The organism is Burkholderia diffusa, from assembly GCF_001718315.1.
Taxonomy (GTDB): Bacteria; Pseudomonadota; Gammaproteobacteria; order Burkholderiales; family Burkholderiaceae; genus Burkholderia; species Burkholderia diffusa_B.
The window spans coordinates 1528027-1543281 of record NZ_CP013362.1 but is presented as its reverse complement, the minus strand read 5'-3'; the positions used below and the strand labels follow the sequence as shown (position 1 = coordinate 1543281).

At 66.2% G+C, this 15255-nt stretch carries 14 protein-coding genes; 8 read left to right on the top strand and 6 right to left on the bottom strand.

What is annotated here, in order from left to right:
• Positions 1-37: 37 nt before the first annotated feature.
• From WI26_RS07040 to WI26_RS07030, 3 genes are all read left to right on the top strand, one after another.
• Complete coding sequence (locus WI26_RS07040; RefSeq protein WP_069225561.1) at positions 38-1075, top strand: ABC transporter permease subunit; 1038 nt, start codon at positions 38-40, stop codon at positions 1073-1075.
• A gap of 100 nt (positions 1076-1175) precedes the next feature.
• Positions 1176-2120, top strand: a complete 945-nt coding sequence (locus tag WI26_RS07035) for an ABC transporter substrate-binding protein (protein WP_069225560.1) — start codon at positions 1176-1178, stop codon at positions 2118-2120.
• Between the two features lie 131 nt (positions 2121-2251).
• Positions 2252-3202, top strand: a complete 951-nt coding sequence (locus tag WI26_RS07030; RefSeq protein ID WP_069225559.1) for a carbohydrate kinase family protein — start codon at positions 2252-2254, stop codon at positions 3200-3202.
• A gap of 42 nt (positions 3203-3244) precedes the next feature.
• Here the strand turns inward: WI26_RS07030 and WI26_RS07025 are convergent, their stop codons facing one another.
• The 3 genes from WI26_RS07025 to WI26_RS07015 all read right to left on the bottom strand — a co-directional run bounded on the left by WI26_RS07025 (position 3245) and on the right by WI26_RS07015 (position 6296).
• Entirely contained in the window at positions 3245-4972 is a 1728-nt protein-coding gene (locus tag WI26_RS07025) for a SulP family inorganic anion transporter (RefSeq protein ID WP_069225558.1), read from the bottom strand.
• A gap of 24 nt (positions 4973-4996) precedes the next feature.
• Positions 4997-5623, bottom strand: a complete 627-nt coding sequence (locus WI26_RS07020; RefSeq protein WP_059914041.1) for a ParB-like protein — start codon at positions 5621-5623, stop codon at positions 4997-4999.
• 130 nt (positions 5624-5753) lie between these two features.
• On the bottom strand, positions 5754-6296 hold the full coding sequence (locus WI26_RS07015; RefSeq protein WP_069226365.1) for a GNAT family N-acetyltransferase: 543 nt from the start codon (positions 6294-6296) through the stop codon (positions 5754-5756).
• A gap of 287 nt (positions 6297-6583) precedes the next feature.
• On the opposite strand from WI26_RS07015, the gene WI26_RS07010 reads away from it, so the two are divergent.
• The 4 genes from WI26_RS07010 (at position 6584) to WI26_RS06995 (ending at position 11815) form a co-directional block, all read left to right on the top strand.
• Positions 6584-7804 carry an MFS transporter gene (locus WI26_RS07010; RefSeq protein ID WP_069225557.1) on the top strand — a complete coding sequence of 407 codons (1221 nt, stop codon included), beginning with the start codon at positions 6584-6586 and terminating at the stop codon, positions 7802-7804.
• Positions 7805-8020: 216 nt separating this feature from the next.
• Positions 8021-8839, top strand: coding sequence for a TetR/AcrR family transcriptional regulator (locus WI26_RS07005; protein WP_059537271.1), 819 nt, complete (start codon positions 8021-8023; stop codon positions 8837-8839).
• Positions 8840-9119: 280 nt separating this feature from the next.
• Positions 9120-10874, top strand: coding sequence for an AMP-binding protein (locus tag WI26_RS07000; RefSeq protein WP_069225556.1), 1755 nt, complete (start codon positions 9120-9122; stop codon positions 10872-10874).
• Positions 10875-10903: 29 nt separating this feature from the next.
• A complete protein-coding gene (locus tag WI26_RS06995; RefSeq protein WP_069225555.1) occupies positions 10904-11815 on the top strand; it encodes a DUF1571 domain-containing protein in 912 nt (303 codons plus the stop codon).
• A 27-nt stretch (positions 11816-11842) separates the two neighbouring features.
• Here WI26_RS06995 and WI26_RS06990 read toward each other — a convergent pair whose 3' ends face one another.
• Complete coding sequence (locus WI26_RS06990; protein ID WP_059537525.1) at positions 11843-12124, bottom strand: PXPV repeat protein; 282 nt, start codon at positions 12122-12124, stop codon at positions 11843-11845.
• Positions 12125-12417: 293 nt separating this feature from the next.
• Here WI26_RS06990 and hfq point away from each other — a divergent pair, with 293 nt between their 5' ends.
• Positions 12418-13011 (top strand): RNA chaperone Hfq, encoded by a 594-nt coding sequence (gene hfq / locus WI26_RS06985; protein ID WP_059537265.1) that lies wholly within the window; start codon positions 12418-12420, stop codon positions 13009-13011.
• Between the two features lie 83 nt (positions 13012-13094).
• On the opposite strand, the gene WI26_RS06980 is transcribed toward hfq, so the two are convergent.
• Both WI26_RS06980 and WI26_RS06975 read right to left on the bottom strand, forming a co-directional pair.
• Positions 13095-13802 (bottom strand): DUF2968 domain-containing protein, encoded by a 708-nt coding sequence (locus WI26_RS06980; RefSeq protein WP_059467617.1) that lies wholly within the window; start codon positions 13800-13802, stop codon positions 13095-13097.
• 55 nt (positions 13803-13857) lie between these two features.
• On the bottom strand, positions 13858-15249 hold the full coding sequence (locus WI26_RS06975) for a sigma 54-interacting transcriptional regulator (protein WP_059467618.1): 1392 nt from the start codon (positions 15247-15249) through the stop codon (positions 13858-13860).
• Positions 15250-15255: the final 6 nt, after the last annotated feature.

Below are 15255 nucleotides of genomic sequence, written 5' to 3'. Positions count from 1 at the left end.
CGGCCCCTTCATCCCCCTCTTACGTCCAGGTACCGACATGATCAACCCGACCAAGCAGCGGAACCTCGCTTCCGCGACGGCCCATCCGGTGGCCAACCGTACGCCCCTGATGCGCGGCGCCGATCATCGCGCTCGCATGCAATCGCTGATGCGCACCGCCGGCATGCTGCCGGTGCTGCTGGTTCTGTGCATCGGCTTCGGCTTCCTGACCGACGGCTTCTTCACGCTGCAGAACCTGTCGATCGTCACGCAGCAGGCCTCGATCAACATCGTGCTCGCCGCCGGCATGACCTTCGTGATCCTGACGGGCGGCATCGACCTGTCGGTCGGTTCGGTGCTCGCCGCTTCAGCCGTCGCCGCGCTGCTCGCGTCGACCATTCCCGGCTGGGGCTGGCTCGGCGTGCCGATCGCGCTCGCGGTCGGCCTCGTGTTCGGCGCGCTCAACGGCGGCCTGATCTCGTTCCTGCGCCTGCCGCCGTTCATCGTCACGCTCGGCGCGATGACGGCCGTGCGCGGCGTCGCCCGCCTGATCGGCAACGACACGACCGTCTTCAACCCGCAATTGCCGTTCGCGTTCATCGGCAACGGCACGATCCTCGGGGTGCCGTGGCTCGTCGTGATCGCGGTCGCGGTGATCGCGCTGTCGTGGTTCATCCTGCGCCGCACCGTGCTCGGGATGCGAATCTACTCGGTCGGCGGCAACCCGGAAGCCGCACGGCTGTCAGGCATCAACGTGCGGGCGATCCAGCTGTTCGTGTATGCGGCGTCGGGCCTGCTCGCCGGCCTCGGCGCGGTGATGTCGGCCGCGCGGCTCTATGCGGCCAACGGCCTGCAACTCGGCCAGTCGTACGAACTCGATGCCATTGCGGCGGTGATCCTCGGCGGCACGAGCTTCGTCGGCGGCGTCGGCTCGATCGTCGGCACGCTGATCGGCGCGCTGATCATCGCGGTGCTGACCAACGGCCTCGTGCTGCTCGGCGTGTCCGACATCTGGCAATACATCATCAAGGGGCTCGTGATCATCGGCGCAGTCGCGCTCGACCGCTATCGCCAGCGCGACTCGGCCCGCACCTGACGCGCATTCCTCACCGCGCATTTCTCACCATCCAACCATCAGGGCGCAGGCAGGTCCTCCTGCGCCCGTCCGCCAACGGACCTTTCGGAGACACAACGACATGTTCAAGCACAAAGCCGCCCTGACCGCCATCGCCTGCGCGCTCGCCTTCAGCGCCACCGCCGCCCACGCGGCCGACAAGCCACTGAAATCGATCGGCGTCACGGTTGGATCGCTCGGCAACCCGTACTTCGTCACGATCGTGAAAGGCGCCGAAGCGCGCGCGAAACAGCTCAACCCGAACGCGAAGGTCACGGCGGTATCGGCCGACTACGATCTGAACAAGCAGTTCACGCAGATCGACAACTTCATCTCCGCGCACGTCGACATGATCCTGCTGAACGCGACCGATCCGAAGGCGATCGAGCCGGCGGTGAAGAAGGCGCAGGCGGCCGGCATCACGGTCGTCGCGGTTGACGTGGCTGCGGCCGGCGCGAACGCGACCGTGCAGACCAACAACGTGAAGGCCGGCGAACTCGCGTGCGACTACCTCGCGAAGAAGCTCAACGGCAAGGGCAACGTGATCATCGAGAACGGCCCGCAGGTGTCGGCCGTGATCGATCGCGTGAACGGCTGCAAGGCCGTGCTCGCGAAAAACCCGGGCATCAAGCTGCTGTCGAGCGACCAGGATGGCAAGGGCTCGCGCGAAGGCGGGATGAACGCGATGCAGGGCTATCTGACGCGCTTTCCGAAGCTCGACGGCGTGTTCACGATCAACGATCCGCAGGCAATCGGCAGCGATCTCGCGGCGAAACAGCTGAATCGCCCGAATATCGTGATCACGTCGGTCGACGGTGCACCCGACATCGAAGTGGCGCTGAAGTCGAACACGCTCGTGCAGGCGTCGTCGAGCCAGGACCCGTGGGCGATGGCGCAGCAAGCCGTCAACGTCGGCTACGGGATCATGAACGGCCAGAAGCCGGCCAACCCGATGATCCTGATCGAGCCGTCGCTCGTCACACGCGACAACGTGAAGGGCTACAAGGGCTGGAGCAGCCCGCGCTGATCGCGCGACGCTACCGACCCGCGATCCCGGGCGGCGCCGGGCCGCGTCGCCGCGCGCGGCACCGGCCCCGCCCGTCCGCCCCCCTCAACCGCTGCACCGCCGAGCGACACGCGACGGCACAAGGTTTCGACATGACGACGACGTTCCCTCGCCTGATCGTATTCGGCGAAGCACTGACCGATTTCATCCGCGACGACGCGCAGCACTGGCGCAGCGTCGCTGGCGGCTCGTGCTGGAACGTGGCGCGCGTCGGTGCGCGGCTCGGCGTGCCGACCGCCTTCGCCGGCACGGTCAGCCGCGATATCTTCGGCGACGAACTGATGCGCGGGAGCGCCGATGCCGGGCTCGACCTGCGCTTCATCCGGCAAGTCGATCGCGCGCCGCTGCTCGCGATGGTGGTGTCGAAGCAGCCGCCCGACTACTTCTTCATCGGTGAAAACAGCGCCGATCTCGCGTTCGATCCGGCCGACTTGCCCGACGGCGCGCTCGACGCGGCCGAGGTCGTGCACGTCGGCTCGCTCGGCGTCGTGCGCGAGCCGCTTGCGTCGCGCCTGATCGAGGTCGTGCAGGCTGCACGTGCCGGCGGCAAGCGGATCTCGTTCGATCCGAACTATCGCGCGCCGATGGCCACACCATCGTATCGCGGCACGCTGCGCCAGCTGGCAAGTCTCGCCGACTGGATCAAGGTCTCCGACGAAGATCTGCGCGGCCTGTTCCCCGAACTCGACGAAGCCGCCGCGCTCGCGCAATTGCGCGCGTGGGCGCCCGACGCGAGCATTCTCGTCACGCGCGGTGCGACCGGCATGCAGCTCCTGCACCGCGACACCACGCTGTTCCAGCCGGCGTTCGCGACCGAGGTCGCCGATACCGTCGGCTGCGGCGACGCCAGCATCGGTGGCTGGCTCGCCAGCCAGCTCGCTCGCCCTGGCGCCACGGCCGCCGATCATTTGCGCTACGCGGCAGCCTGCGCGGCGGTCGCCTGTGCGCATGCGGGTGCGTATGCGCCGACGGCTGCCGAGGTGGCAGAGGTCATGGCGAATTCCGCGACCACCGAATCGGCAGACGCCGCGCTATCGCACTAGGCGGCGCCGGAACGCGCCGGACGGCGCGTTCGCCCCACGTCTTCACGCACCGCCTTGCGCGCCCTTCCCGCCATTACCGCGCGCCTGCAGCAATTGCAGGCTCTCGTCGACACTCAGTTCGGACATCGCGTCGTCGCGCAGCGTGTCATCTGCCGCACGGCGCAGCGCATGCAGCGCGTGCTCCTTGAGCCGCACGATCGCGAACTGCAGCCCGCGGGCCGCGCATTCAGCCGCGAATGTGCGCAACGACTCGATCGTCGTGCCGTCCACGTCCGGCGTTTCCTCGAGACTCAGCAGCACGGTACGCGTATCGGGCGCGGCCTTCATCAGCGCACGCACGCGATTGAGCATCCGGTCCGCGTTCGCGAAGAACAACTGCGCCTCGGGCCGGACGATCAGCACACCGGGCACCGGCTTCGCATCGGCATGATTCGCGACATCGACGAAGTCGTGCCCGTCACGCAGCCTGCCGAGCACGCTCACGTTCGGCTCCGACAACTTGCGCAGCGTCAGGAGCAGGCTCACGCCGATGGCCGCGAGCAGTCCGTGCAGCACGCCGAGCACGAGCACCGCGAGCAGCGCGGCGATCACGACGAGCCGGTCGCGATGCCAGACCCAGTATGGCCGGAATACCGACGGATGAAGCGAATGGCTGACCGCGAAGATCACGATCGCCGCGAGCACCGGCTCGGGCGTGCGCGCGAGTTGCGGCAGCAGTAGCCACACGATCAGCGCGACCACGCCGGCCGCCCACAAGCCCGCGAAACGCGATCGCGCACCGGCCGCCTCGTTCGCGGACGTCGCCGAATAGCCGGCGCCGACCGGCATCCCGTGCAGCAGCCCCGACACGAGATTCGCGCAGCCGAGCGCGACGAGGTCGCGGTTCGGCGACACGCTGTCGCCGTGCTTCAGCGCGAAGTTGCGAATCGATCCGTACGATTCCGCATACAGGATCAGCATCAGCGCGAATGCGAGCTCGACCGTCTGCATCCATGCGTTGCGGTCGAGATGCGGCAGCCCGAACTCGAGGTGCCGGAAATCGATGTGTCCGACGATCGCTATTCCGTAGTGCTGCCAGTCGACCATATACCCGGCCGCGATCGACAGCACGATCACCACCAGTGTCGCGGGCACGCGCGAGCGCCGGCCGAGCACGAACAACAGCGCGAGCGCGGTCGCGCCGAGTGCGACGCTCGCGAGGTTCGCATGCGGCGCGCCGGTGACGAGGTCGAGCGCGACGCGCGGCGCATCGCTGTGCTGCACGGAAATCGCGAGAATCTTCGGCAGTTGCTTGATGACGATCGTCAGCGCCAGGCCGAACGTGAAGCCGCGCAGGACCGGACGCGCGACGAAATCCGACATGCCGCCCAGGCGCGCGACGCCCGCCAGGATGAACAGCACGCCGGTCATCGCGACGAGCGCGGCCGCCAGTGCGAGCTGCGCGGCAAGCGCGATCCCGGACTCGGCCAGCACGGTCGCGGCGAGCACCGCCGCCGACGACGACGTCGACGACACGATCGCAAAGCGACTGCTGCCGCTCAGCGCATAGACGACGAGCCCGGACAGCAACGCGATGAGACCGGCCTGCGGCGGCAGATTGGCGAGACCCGCGTACGCGACCGCCTCGGGAATCAGCAGCCCGGCAATCGACAGGCCGGCCAGCGCATCGAGGCCGATGCGCTGCGTGGGCGGCGGCGTTGCCGCACCGAGTGCGGCGAAATGCTCGGGATGCTGAGGGCCGGCATCCGGACGGGTCGGGGCAGTCGTCATGAGGCGGTAGGCGCCGGGCGCATATCAGGGTTTGACGGCGATGACACCGGACCAGCCGGGCAGATAGCGCGCGTCCTGCTCGTGTGCACGGTGCAGCGCGACGTCGAGCGCCTTCGAGAAGCTCTTGCGGATCTGGTCGAGCGTCACGTGCTGGCGCAGATAGTCGGCCCACAGGAATTCGCTGAACGGCGTCGCATCCTTCGCGTAGCCGCCGGCCGTGCGCAGCTCGCCCGCAAGGCTCCGGTACGGATCGTCCTCGAGCCCCGTAAGCGCCTTCGGCAGATGTGCATAGTCGCGACGCGAACCATCCGCGCCGAACGGGTGGACCCACTGGTTGTGTTCCATCATCCGCCAGAAGATCGTGTCGTCGAGCCAGGACAAATCCTTCAGCAGCATCGCGTTTACGCGCGTCTCCCCTTCCTCGATCAGCGCGAGGCCGAGGTGATGATGATCGGTGATGTAGTGCAGCCCGCCCGGGCCGAGGACGGCCGGAAACCAGTGCGACTCGATCGCGGCCTTGCGTGCGCGCTTGTCGAGCGTCTTCCAGTGCTTGCGCTTCGCTTTCACTTCGCGATAGCCGACCGTCATTTGCGTCGGACGCAGTGCGTCGAGCCGGACGGGAATGAGATGAACGTCGTTGCCGAGTGCCATGGTCGTACCCCATGTTGCGAATTTCCGGCAACGATACTCCTGATCTCGCGAGCCGTTAATACGTCGCGGCCTCGATGCGCATGCGCTTGACCATCTCTGACAACCGGCCGCGCGTCGACGCGACGCAACACTATGCACGCAGGTCGTCGCGCTCGAGACGATGACGCACGTACGGAATTCCGTCGTGAACGACGCTCACGCGCCGCATCCCGAGCTTGCGTGCAACGTTCAGCGAACCCGTATTTGCCTCGGCGATATCGGCGATCACGCGCGGCAGCCGCACGGTGTCGAACGCATGGCGCACGACGGCCGCGGCGGCCTCGCATGCGATGCCGCGCCCCCATGCCGCGCGCACGAGCCGCCAGCCGATCTCGACGTCGCGCGCGCCGCCCGCGTAGTCGGGAATCAGCAGGATCCAGCCGATGAACGCGTCGGGCGCGGTCTTCTCGAAGATCGACCAATAGCCGAGGCCCGGCGGGTACGCGCGCGTGATCCGGTGCGTGACGAAGCGACGATGTTCGTCAGGGTCGTGCCACGGACCCGCGATGTAGCGCGTGACTTCGGGGTCGCGATCCGTCTCGATGCTCGCGTCGAGATCGGCCAGCACGCGCGGGCGCAGCCACAGCCGCCCGGTTTCCAGGACGGGCAACGCGGCAATGGATGGTTCGGTCATCGGGACTCCTGATGCGGTGACGGTAGCGATGCGCATCGCGCGCATTACATAACTGATACAAAAAGCCTTCCGGAATGATACAGACGCCTGTCGCCTGTCTCGCGCACACGCATTTCCGTTTTCTCAACAGTTCATTTCGTAGGGATTATTCCCGATTCGCGGCTATCGCACCCCACATCGTACGGCGCTGCGGCCTACACTCGATCCATGCCCCCGCGCCGCGCGCCACCCGGGCCGGCATCCACCTGAAGATCGTGAGCGCGCAAGCCTGCGAGGAGACTTCGGACATGAGCTGGACCCGCGAACAACGCAACGTCACGATCGCCGCCTACCTCGGCTGGACACTCGACGCATTCGATTTTTTCCTGATGGTCTTCGTGCTGAAGGACATCGCCGCCGAATTCGCGTCGACGATCCCCGCCGTCGCGTTTGCGCTGACGCTCACGCTCGCGATGCGCCCGATCGGCGCGCTGGTCTTCGGCCGGCTCGCCGACCGCTTCGGCCGCCGTCCGACGCTGATGGTCAACATCGCGTGCTATTCGCTGCTCGAACTCGCGTCCGGCTTCGCGCCGAGTCTCGCCGCGCTGCTGGCGCTGCGCGCGCTGTTCGGCATCGCGATGGGCGGTGAATGGGGCGTCGGCTCCGCATTGACGATGGAAACCGTGCCGACCCATGCGCGCGGCTTCGTGTCCGGCTTGCTGCAGGCCGGCTATCCGAGCGGCTACCTGCTCGCATCCATCGTGTTCGGCCTCTTCTACCAGTACATCGGCTGGCGCGGAATGTTCATGGTCGGCGTACTGCCCGCGCTGCTCGTGCTGTACGTGCGCACGCACGTGCCCGAATCGCCGGCCTGGAAGCAGATGGAAAAGCGTCCGCGGCCGAGTCTCGCGACCACGATTCAGCAGAACTGGAAACTCACGATCTACGCGATCGTGCTGATGACCGCGTTCAACTTCTTCTCGCACGGCACGCAGGACCTCTATCCGACCTTCCTGCGCGAACAGCATCACTTCGATCCGCATACCGTGTCGTGGATCACGATCGTGCTGAACATCGGCGCGATCGTCGGCGGCCTGTCGTTCGGCGCGATCTCGGAGAAGATCGGCCGCCGTCGCGCGATCTTCGTCGCCGCGCTTATCGCGCTGCCGGTGCTGCCGCTGTGGGCGTTCTCGAGCGGCCCGGTCGCGCTCGCCGCCGGCGCGTTCCTGATGCAGATCTCGGTACAGGGTGCGTGGGGCGTAATCCCCGTCCACCTGAACGAGATCTCGCCCGACGAGATTCGCGCGACCTTCCCCGGGGTCGTCTACCAGCTCGGCAACCTGCTCGCTTCCGGCAATGCGACGATGCAGGCGTCGCTCGCGGTTTCCCAGGGCAACGACTACGGTTTCGCGCTCGCGCTCGTGGCCGGCATCGTGGCCGTCGCGATCGCCGTGCTGATCCTGTTCAGCCGCGAACGGCGCGGCATCGACATGACGCAATCGGTCAATACGCGTACCACCGTCGGCTGAGCCCGCGTATTGCCGCATCGCACCATCACGCGCGCCCCGTCCCGCCGGGGCCGCGCGACATACTTTCCGCATTCGCACATCGGACTAGAGGAATTTGTCCAGATTCCTCGCTTGCCCGCGCCGCCCGCGTTTTTTTATCTTAATAAAAACGGCTGTTTGAATCAGATAATCAAATCACCTGTTCGCGGCCGGGCGACCGGCATTGGGAGGCGGGACATGGCAGTAAGTCAGGAGGGGCGACCGTCGGCCGGACGGCCGTCCGGGACGCGGTCATCCGGCAACCGGCAGACCGGCGGGACGAAGGCGCGCATTCTCGATGCGGCCGAGGACCTGTTCATCGAACATGGCTTCGAAGCGATGTCGATGCGGCAGATCACGTCGCGCGCGGCGGTGAATCTCGCCGCGGTCAACTATCACTTCGGCAGCAAGGAAGCGCTGATCCACGCGATGCTGTCGCGCCGGCTCGACCAGCTCAACCAGGAGCGCCTCGGCATCCTCGACCGCTTCGATGCGCAGCTCGGTGCGCACATCACCTGCGAGCACGTGCTCGGTGCGATGTTCATTCCCGCGCTGAAGGCGTCACGCGACCCCGAGCGCGGCGGCCCCGCGTTCCTGCGGCTGATCGGCCGCGCGTACACCGACCCATCGCCGTTCGTGCGCAACTTCCTGACCGCGCACTACGCGAGCGTCGCAGGCCGCTTCTTCGACGCCTTCCAGCGCGCGCTGCCGCACCTGCCGCGCACGGAGCTCGGCTGGCGGCTGCACTTCGCGATCGGCGCGCTGTCCGGCGCACTGGCCGGTGCCGAGACCGAAAGCCTCATCGATGAATTCTCGCAAGGCCGCACGATGAACGACGTTCAGATGATCGCGCGGTTGTCGTCGCTGATCGTCGCCGCGCTGAAGGCGCCGATGCCCGACAGCGCGCAGTTGTCGATCTTCGCGGCCGTACTCGACGATGCGGGTGCAAGCGAGGCGTTCGGGCTGCCGTCGAGCGCGCCGGCTGCCGATCCGGCGGCGATGCATTCGGCGAGCTGATCGCGCATGGCCGTGCAGGCAGCGATTCACGATTCTGGCGGCCCGGGCCGGCGTTGATGCGCCGGGCCGGGCCGAACGAATGTCATGCGGCGAAAGCCAGGGCTGGCTTGCGCTCGACGACGAAAAAACATGGCGAGAATAGCGCGCTGAAGTGGCGGCTCTCACCGTCCGCGAAGCATGGGCGAGAGTAGGCGTTGACGCGCTAATTCTCGTCGACCGCAAAGCATGGGACGAGAGTAAGCGCTGAAGCGCTAACTCTCGCCGACACCGGAGACACATCATGTCCTCATCCGCAGCAACCGCAGCGGCCCAGCTCCCGCCGAACACCGACGGCATCTGGTACGCGTCGTATCCGCCCGGCGTGCCGCACGAGATCGACGTCACGCAGTACGCATCGCTCGTGCAGTTCTTCGACGAATGCACGACGCGCTTCGCCGAGCGCGTCGCCTACGTGAGCGCCGGCGCATCGATGACCTACCGCACGCTCGCGCAGAAAGTCGATGCGTTCGCGTCGTATCTGCAAAGCATCGGCGTGAAGCCGGGCGACCGCGTCGCGATCATGCTGCCGAATACGTTCCAGTACCCGGTCGCACTGTTCGGAACGCTGAAGGCCGGTGCAATCGTCGTCAACGTCAACCCGCTCTATACCGCGCGCGAACTCGCGCACCAGTTGAAGGACAGCGGCGCGCAGACGATCGTCGTGTTCGAGAACTTCGCACGCACGCTGCAGGACGCGTTGCCCGAAACGCAGGTGAAGAACATCGTCGTCACCGCGCTCGGCGATCTGCTCGCCGACGGTTTCAATGCGAAGGGACGCCTGATCAATTTCGTGCTGAAGCACGTGAAGAAGCTCGTGCCGGCCTACAGCCTGCCGCAGGCGATCCGGCTGCGCTCCGCCCTCGCGCTGGGCGCGCGCGGCAAACCGCAACCGGTGCAGACGACGCGCGACGATCTCGCGTTCCTGCAATACACCGGCGGCACGACCGGCGTCGCGAAAGGCGCGATGCTCACGCACGGCAATCTGATCGCGAACCTGCTTCAGGCCAAGGCGTGGATCGCCGACCAGGTCTCGGGCGAAGTCGAAACCGTGCTGACGCCGCTGCCGCTCTATCACATCTATTCGCTGACCGTGAATGCGTTCATCTTCATGGGACTCGGCGGGCGCAACATCCTGATCGCGAACCCGCGCGACATGAAGATGGTGATGAAGATCATCCGCAACGAAACGTTCACCGGAATCACCGGGATCAACACGCTGTACAACGCGTTCCTCGACAACGAGGAATTCCGCAAACGCGACTTCTCGAAGCTCAAGCTCGCGATGGCCGGCGGCATGGCGATGCAGCGCGCGGTCGCGGAGCGCTTTCAGGAGGTCACGGGGCGGCCGGTCGTCGAAGGCTACGGGCTCACCGAATGCTCGCCGATCGTCACGATGAATCCGGTCGACCTGAACGACATGGCGGCGTTCAGCGGTTCGATCGGCCTGCCGGCCCCGTCGACGCTCGTGCGCTTCCGGCGCGAGGACGGCACCTGGGCCGCCGTCGGCGAGCCGGGCGAGCTGTGCGTGCATGGCCCGCAGGTGATGCGCGGCTACTGGCAGCGGCCCGACGAGACCGCGAAGGTGATCGACGCCGACGGCTGGCTCGGCACCGGCGACATCGGCGTGATGGACGAGCGCGGTTTCATCCGCCTCATCGACCGCAAGAAGGACATGATCCTCGTCTCGGGCTTCAACGTATATCCAAACGAGATCGAGGAAGTGCTGGTCATGCATCCGGGCATCAGCGAAGCCGCCGCGATCGGCATTCCGGACGAAGTGCAGGGTGAACGGATCAAGGTCTTCGTCGTGCGCCGCGACCCGACGCTGACGGTCGATGACGTGCTCGCGCATTGCCGCAAGAACCTGACCGGCTACAAGATGCCGAAGCTCGTCGAGTTCCGCGACGCGCTGCCGCAGACGAACGTCGGCAAGATCCTGCGCCGCGCGCTGCGCGACGAGGAACTCGCCAGGCTCAAGGCCGCGAAGCAAGGCTGACGATCCATCGCCCCCGGGAGACGCTGTCGATGAACGAAGGAATGAAGCGCCGCACGCGGCACGCCGCCGCGGCCGTCGCGTGCATGCTGTCGCTCGCGCAAGCCGGCCTGCATGCGCAGGAAACCGCCGCCGCGAGTGCGGTACAGGAGGCCGCGCTGCCGGCCGACCTCTCGAAGATCACGCGCGAGCCGATCGCGCAGCAGGCGCGCTGGCTGCGCGCGGCCGCCCAGCGCGGCACGCTCGCTCAACTCGACGACGCGACGCTCACGGCGCTGTTCAAGGCACTCGATCCGCTTGCCGTCCCGCTCTATATCCGCAATGGACCCAACGGCTATCCGTCCTATCAATTCACGATGGTGCGCCAGGAGCGCATCAGCGGGAAATGGTCCGACACGCCCGACCGCATGCTCGTGAAGACGACCCGCGAACCGTTGCGGGTCTATGCGAAATGGCTGCCGGGCGGCGCGCACGCGGGACAGGAAACGATCTACGACACGACCCAGCGCAAGGACGAGATGTACGGCCATCTCGGCGGCCTGCTCGGCAAGATTCCGCTATGGACGGCGCTCGACGGCGCACTTGCACGCGCACAGTCGAATCACCAGGTGAAGGATCTCGGCACCGAGTTCATCACGAACCTGTACCTGACCGAAGGAAAGAAATACCAGGAAGCCGGCGTGCAGCGGCCGACGCAGGTGGAAGCGAAGACGATCGGCGGCGTACGCGTCGTCGCGCTCACCTACGAGACGCCGACCGGCCGCCCGCAGTTCTACGCGAAGAAGGAAATCCTTGGGCTCGACCTGCACGCGCCGTACTTCAGGACCGTCGAATCCTATGACAACGACGGCAAGATCTTCGAACGGATCATCATCGAGAAAATCGCGCCGGCGACGCTCGACGAATCCGCGTTCGACCCGAAGAATCCGGATTACGCGTTCTGATCGTCACCGGCGCCGCGCGCGTCGCGCTCAGTCGTCGTCATCGTCGTGATGCTTGCGCCAATGCTTGTAATAGTGCTTGCGCCATCTCCGGTAACCGTCGTCGTCCTCGTCGCCGTAGTAGCCGTACCCGTAACCCGGATAGGCGACCACTGCCGGCTGCGGCGCCACATAGACCGGCGCCGGCTCGACATAGACCGGCGCGACCGGCACGCCGATGCCCACCGACAGGTCGACGTGTCCCGCCACAGCACTGCCGGAAGCGAGCAATGCCACACTCCCGACCCACACCGCCAATCCCCTCTTGTTCATGTTCCCCTTCCCGGATCCGCCGGCCAGCCCGGCATGCGCGTCGAATGTAATCGCATCACGCATCGCCAGGTGCTACGCCGTTGCGAGAGTCGTAACGCGACGTAACGAAACGGCACTAGCCATTCGACCGAATCGCGAAAATGCACGGGAACGTCTATAGTGGGTTACGGTTCGACACAATCACGACTGCGCACTGGTGGAACGAACAGGGTAAAATCCCGCCCAATACTTGGTGGGCAACCACGCCACACACGCACAACATATTCTCTGACGCAGGCTCCTGCCGCACCTCAATGGCCAATCCCGCAGAATCCCATCCGCAAAACGACTTCATCAATTCGGCGCGCAAGGAACGTAAGCGTGTTGAAATCTATCTCGTCAACGGCATTCGTCTGACGGGGTGTATCGAGTCGTTCGACCAGTACCTGGTGATGCTGCGCACCCCCGTGGGTCTGCAAGGCATCTACAAGCGTGCGATTTCCACGATCCAGCTCGACACCGGCGGTTCGCGCCCGGGCGGCGGCGGCCCCCGCGGGCCGCGTACCGGCGGCCGGCCGGGCGGCCGCGAAGGCGGCGGCCACAGCCCGTACGGCTCGCACGGCGGCGCCCGCGAAGCGCGCGGCGACGGCGGCGGCTACGGCTCGCGCGAACCGCGTGAAGGTTACGGTTCGCGTGAACCGCGCGAAGGTTATGGCTCGCGTGAACCACGCGAGGGTTACGGCGCGCCGCGCGAGCCCCGCGAAGGCTATGGCGCCCCGCGTGAGAGCTACGGTGCACCGCGTGATGCCGGCGACGCATCGGGCAACACGTCGCCGTCCGACACGCGCGGCGGCAACGGGCCGGTGATCGTCACGCGGCGTCGGCGAATCGTGCCGGACGGCCAGTAAAACGAAAGGGCAAGCCAAGTGGCTTGCCCTTTTTTCTGGTGGGTCGGCGCGGCATGTCGCCGCACCGGCCGTGCCGTGATCGCTCAGCGTGCCGTCGTCGGCAAGCCTGCGTCGGCCTCGCGCTGCAGCGAACGCACCTGCTGCTGCAATGCGCGCAGTTGCGACTGAAGCTGCGCCTGTTGCGCCTGCAACGCCGCCGTTTCGGTACGAACGCTCTTCTGGCGATCCGCGACCGCTGCCTGCTGCTCGCGTGCGATCGAGATGTCCGCCTGCAGACGCCGCGCGCGTTCCTGCGTCACTTCGATCTGCCGGTCCATCTGCGCCTTCTGCGATTCCAGCTTCGCCGCACGCAGCTCATTGACGGCCAGCCGTTCCGCCTGACGCGAAAAATCGCGATAGATCGCTTCCGCCCGCGTCTCGTCGTACGTCTTGATCACACGCCAGAACGCCTTCTGCTGGAACAGCGCGACGAAATAGGAACCGTCCTTCACGCTGAACAGCAGGCTCGCGCCATAGCTGCCGTTATAGCTGGTGCGCATTTCCGTCAGCGAGTGCGCCTGGATCTGGCGCTGCAGTTCGTCGACCGTGCTCTGCCCGGTGGTCTCGCCCGCCTGCGGCTGCACCGAGGTCTGAACCTGCTGATCGATCACCGGAATCGCCGCCACCGGTGCCGACGCCTGCTGCACCGCCGGCGATGCATTGCCGGCCAACCCCTGCGCGAACGCGCCCTGCATGCCTCCCATCATGGCGAGCAACACACACGCCCGCCCCAACCCCGTCATATGGCTCATGAATTTCAATTCCCCGCCCGTGTCGTTGTAATTCAGCGCGATTTTATCTCATTAATTACTCGCTTTCGCGGGTCTCGGGCTCTTCGTCGAATATCTGATACTTGCGCATCTTTTCCCACAGGACCTTCCGGCTGATACCAAGCTGCTGCGCCGTATCCTGGCGCCGCCAACCGTTTGCGTCGAGGGCGGCGATCACGCGGCTGCGCTCGTTCATGTCCCACTTGCTGCGGTCGACGAAGACCTCTGCCGCGCTCTCCGCCGGCACCGGCTGCGCCGCATTGCGCGCATGCGCGACCAGCCGCTGCAGTCGAGCGGCATCCCAGCCGCCCGTTTGCCGCACCGTCACGCCGACGCGCTCCGCAAGGTTGCGCAACTCACGCACGTTGCCGGGGAAATAGCTGTCAGCGACCGCGTCCGCGAGCCAGTAAGGCAGGTCTGACAGTTGCGCGAGCCGCTCCTCGCCCACCACCTCCGCGACGAACGACTTGAACAGCGCGATCTTGTCGACAGCGCCCCGTTCCTCCAGCGACGGAATGCTCAGCTCGATCACCGCGAGCCGATAGTAAAGATCGGCGCGGAACAGGCCATCCTTCACGAGCTGCGGCAGCTTCTTGTTGCTGGCCGCGACGAGACGGAAATCGACCTTGATCGGCGTCGTCGCGCCGACCCGCAGCACGGCGCCGTCCTCGAGCACGCGCAGCAGCTTGACCTGCTGGTACAACGGCAGGTCGCCGACTTCGTCGAGGAACAGCGTGCCGCCCGCCGCCTGCTCGAAATAGCCTTTATGCGCAACAACCGCGCCCGTAAACGAGCCTTTCGCGTGCCCGAAGAACAGCGACTCGAACAGGCCGTCCGGAATCGCACCGCAGTTGACCGGCACGAATTCGCCGTTCCGGTAGCGCGAATGCTTTTCATGGAGCAATTGTGCGATACGTTCCTTGCCGACGCCGGTTTCGCCGTGCAGCAGCACGTTGGTGTCGCAGTCGGCGAACGTATCGACCTCGTGCAGGAGCGCCTGCATCGACTCCGAGTGCGCGACGAGTTCGGACGGCTGCAGCGTATCGGCCGCATGCGCGCGCAGCTGCGTGACCAGCTTGCCGATCATGCCGCGCAGCTCGGCGCAGGTGAAGTCGAGCGGCAGGATATGCGAATAGTCGGGCGGATATTGCGACGCGTCGTGGTCGCGCGCCGCGCCGACCCAGACGACCGGCATGCCGATGTTGGCCTGCCAGTCGCGCAGGAACGCCGCGCCGGTTTCGATCATCGTCACGCTGATGATCGCGAGCGACGGCCGCAACGCGGCGCGCTCCGGCGAGATTTCCGCATTGTCGGCGCGGATCACTTCGACATCGAAGCTCGCCATGCAGCGGGCAACGCGGTCGACGATGTCCGCCTTGCCTTCCCAGACGTACAGGTCGAGTTCTGCGATTGCGGAGGGGGTTCTCATCGGGTG

Coding starts and splice junctions, on each gene's coding strand:
- WI26_RS07040 (WP_069225561.1), top strand. CDS start 38: ATGATCAACCCGACCAAGCAGCGGAACCTCGCTTCCGCGACGGCCCAT.
- WI26_RS07025 (WP_069225558.1), bottom strand. CDS start 4,972: ATGACGACTGCCCCGACCCGTCCGGATGCCGGCCCTCAGCATCCCGAG.
- WI26_RS07035 (WP_069225560.1), top strand. CDS start 1,176: ATGTTCAAGCACAAAGCCGCCCTGACCGCCATCGCCTGCGCGCTCGCC.
- WI26_RS07020 (WP_059914041.1), bottom strand. CDS start 5,623: ATGGCACTCGGCAACGACGTTCATCTCATTCCCGTCCGGCTCGACGCA.
- WI26_RS07015 (WP_069226365.1), bottom strand. CDS start 6,296: ATGACCGAACCATCCATTGCCGCGTTGCCCGTCCTGGAAACCGGGCGG.
- WI26_RS06980 (WP_059467617.1), bottom strand. CDS start 13,802: ATGAGCCATATGACGGGGTTGGGGCGGGCGTGTGTGTTGCTCGCCATG.
- hfq (WP_059537265.1), top strand. CDS start 12,418: ATGGCCAATCCCGCAGAATCCCATCCGCAAAACGACTTCATCAATTCG.
- WI26_RS06990 (WP_059537525.1), bottom strand. CDS start 12,124: ATGAACAAGAGGGGATTGGCGGTGTGGGTCGGGAGTGTGGCATTGCTC.
- WI26_RS07010 (WP_069225557.1), top strand. CDS start 6,584: ATGAGCTGGACCCGCGAACAACGCAACGTCACGATCGCCGCCTACCTC.
- WI26_RS06975 (WP_059467618.1), bottom strand. CDS start 15,249: ATGAGAACCCCCTCCGCAATCGCAGAACTCGACCTGTACGTCTGGGAA.
- WI26_RS06995 (WP_069225555.1), top strand. CDS start 10,904: ATGAACGAAGGAATGAAGCGCCGCACGCGGCACGCCGCCGCGGCCGTC.
- WI26_RS07030 (WP_069225559.1), top strand. CDS start 2,252: ATGACGACGACGTTCCCTCGCCTGATCGTATTCGGCGAAGCACTGACC.
- WI26_RS07000 (WP_069225556.1), top strand. CDS start 9,120: ATGTCCTCATCCGCAGCAACCGCAGCGGCCCAGCTCCCGCCGAACACC.
- WI26_RS07005 (WP_059537271.1), top strand. CDS start 8,021: ATGGCAGTAAGTCAGGAGGGGCGACCGTCGGCCGGACGGCCGTCCGGG.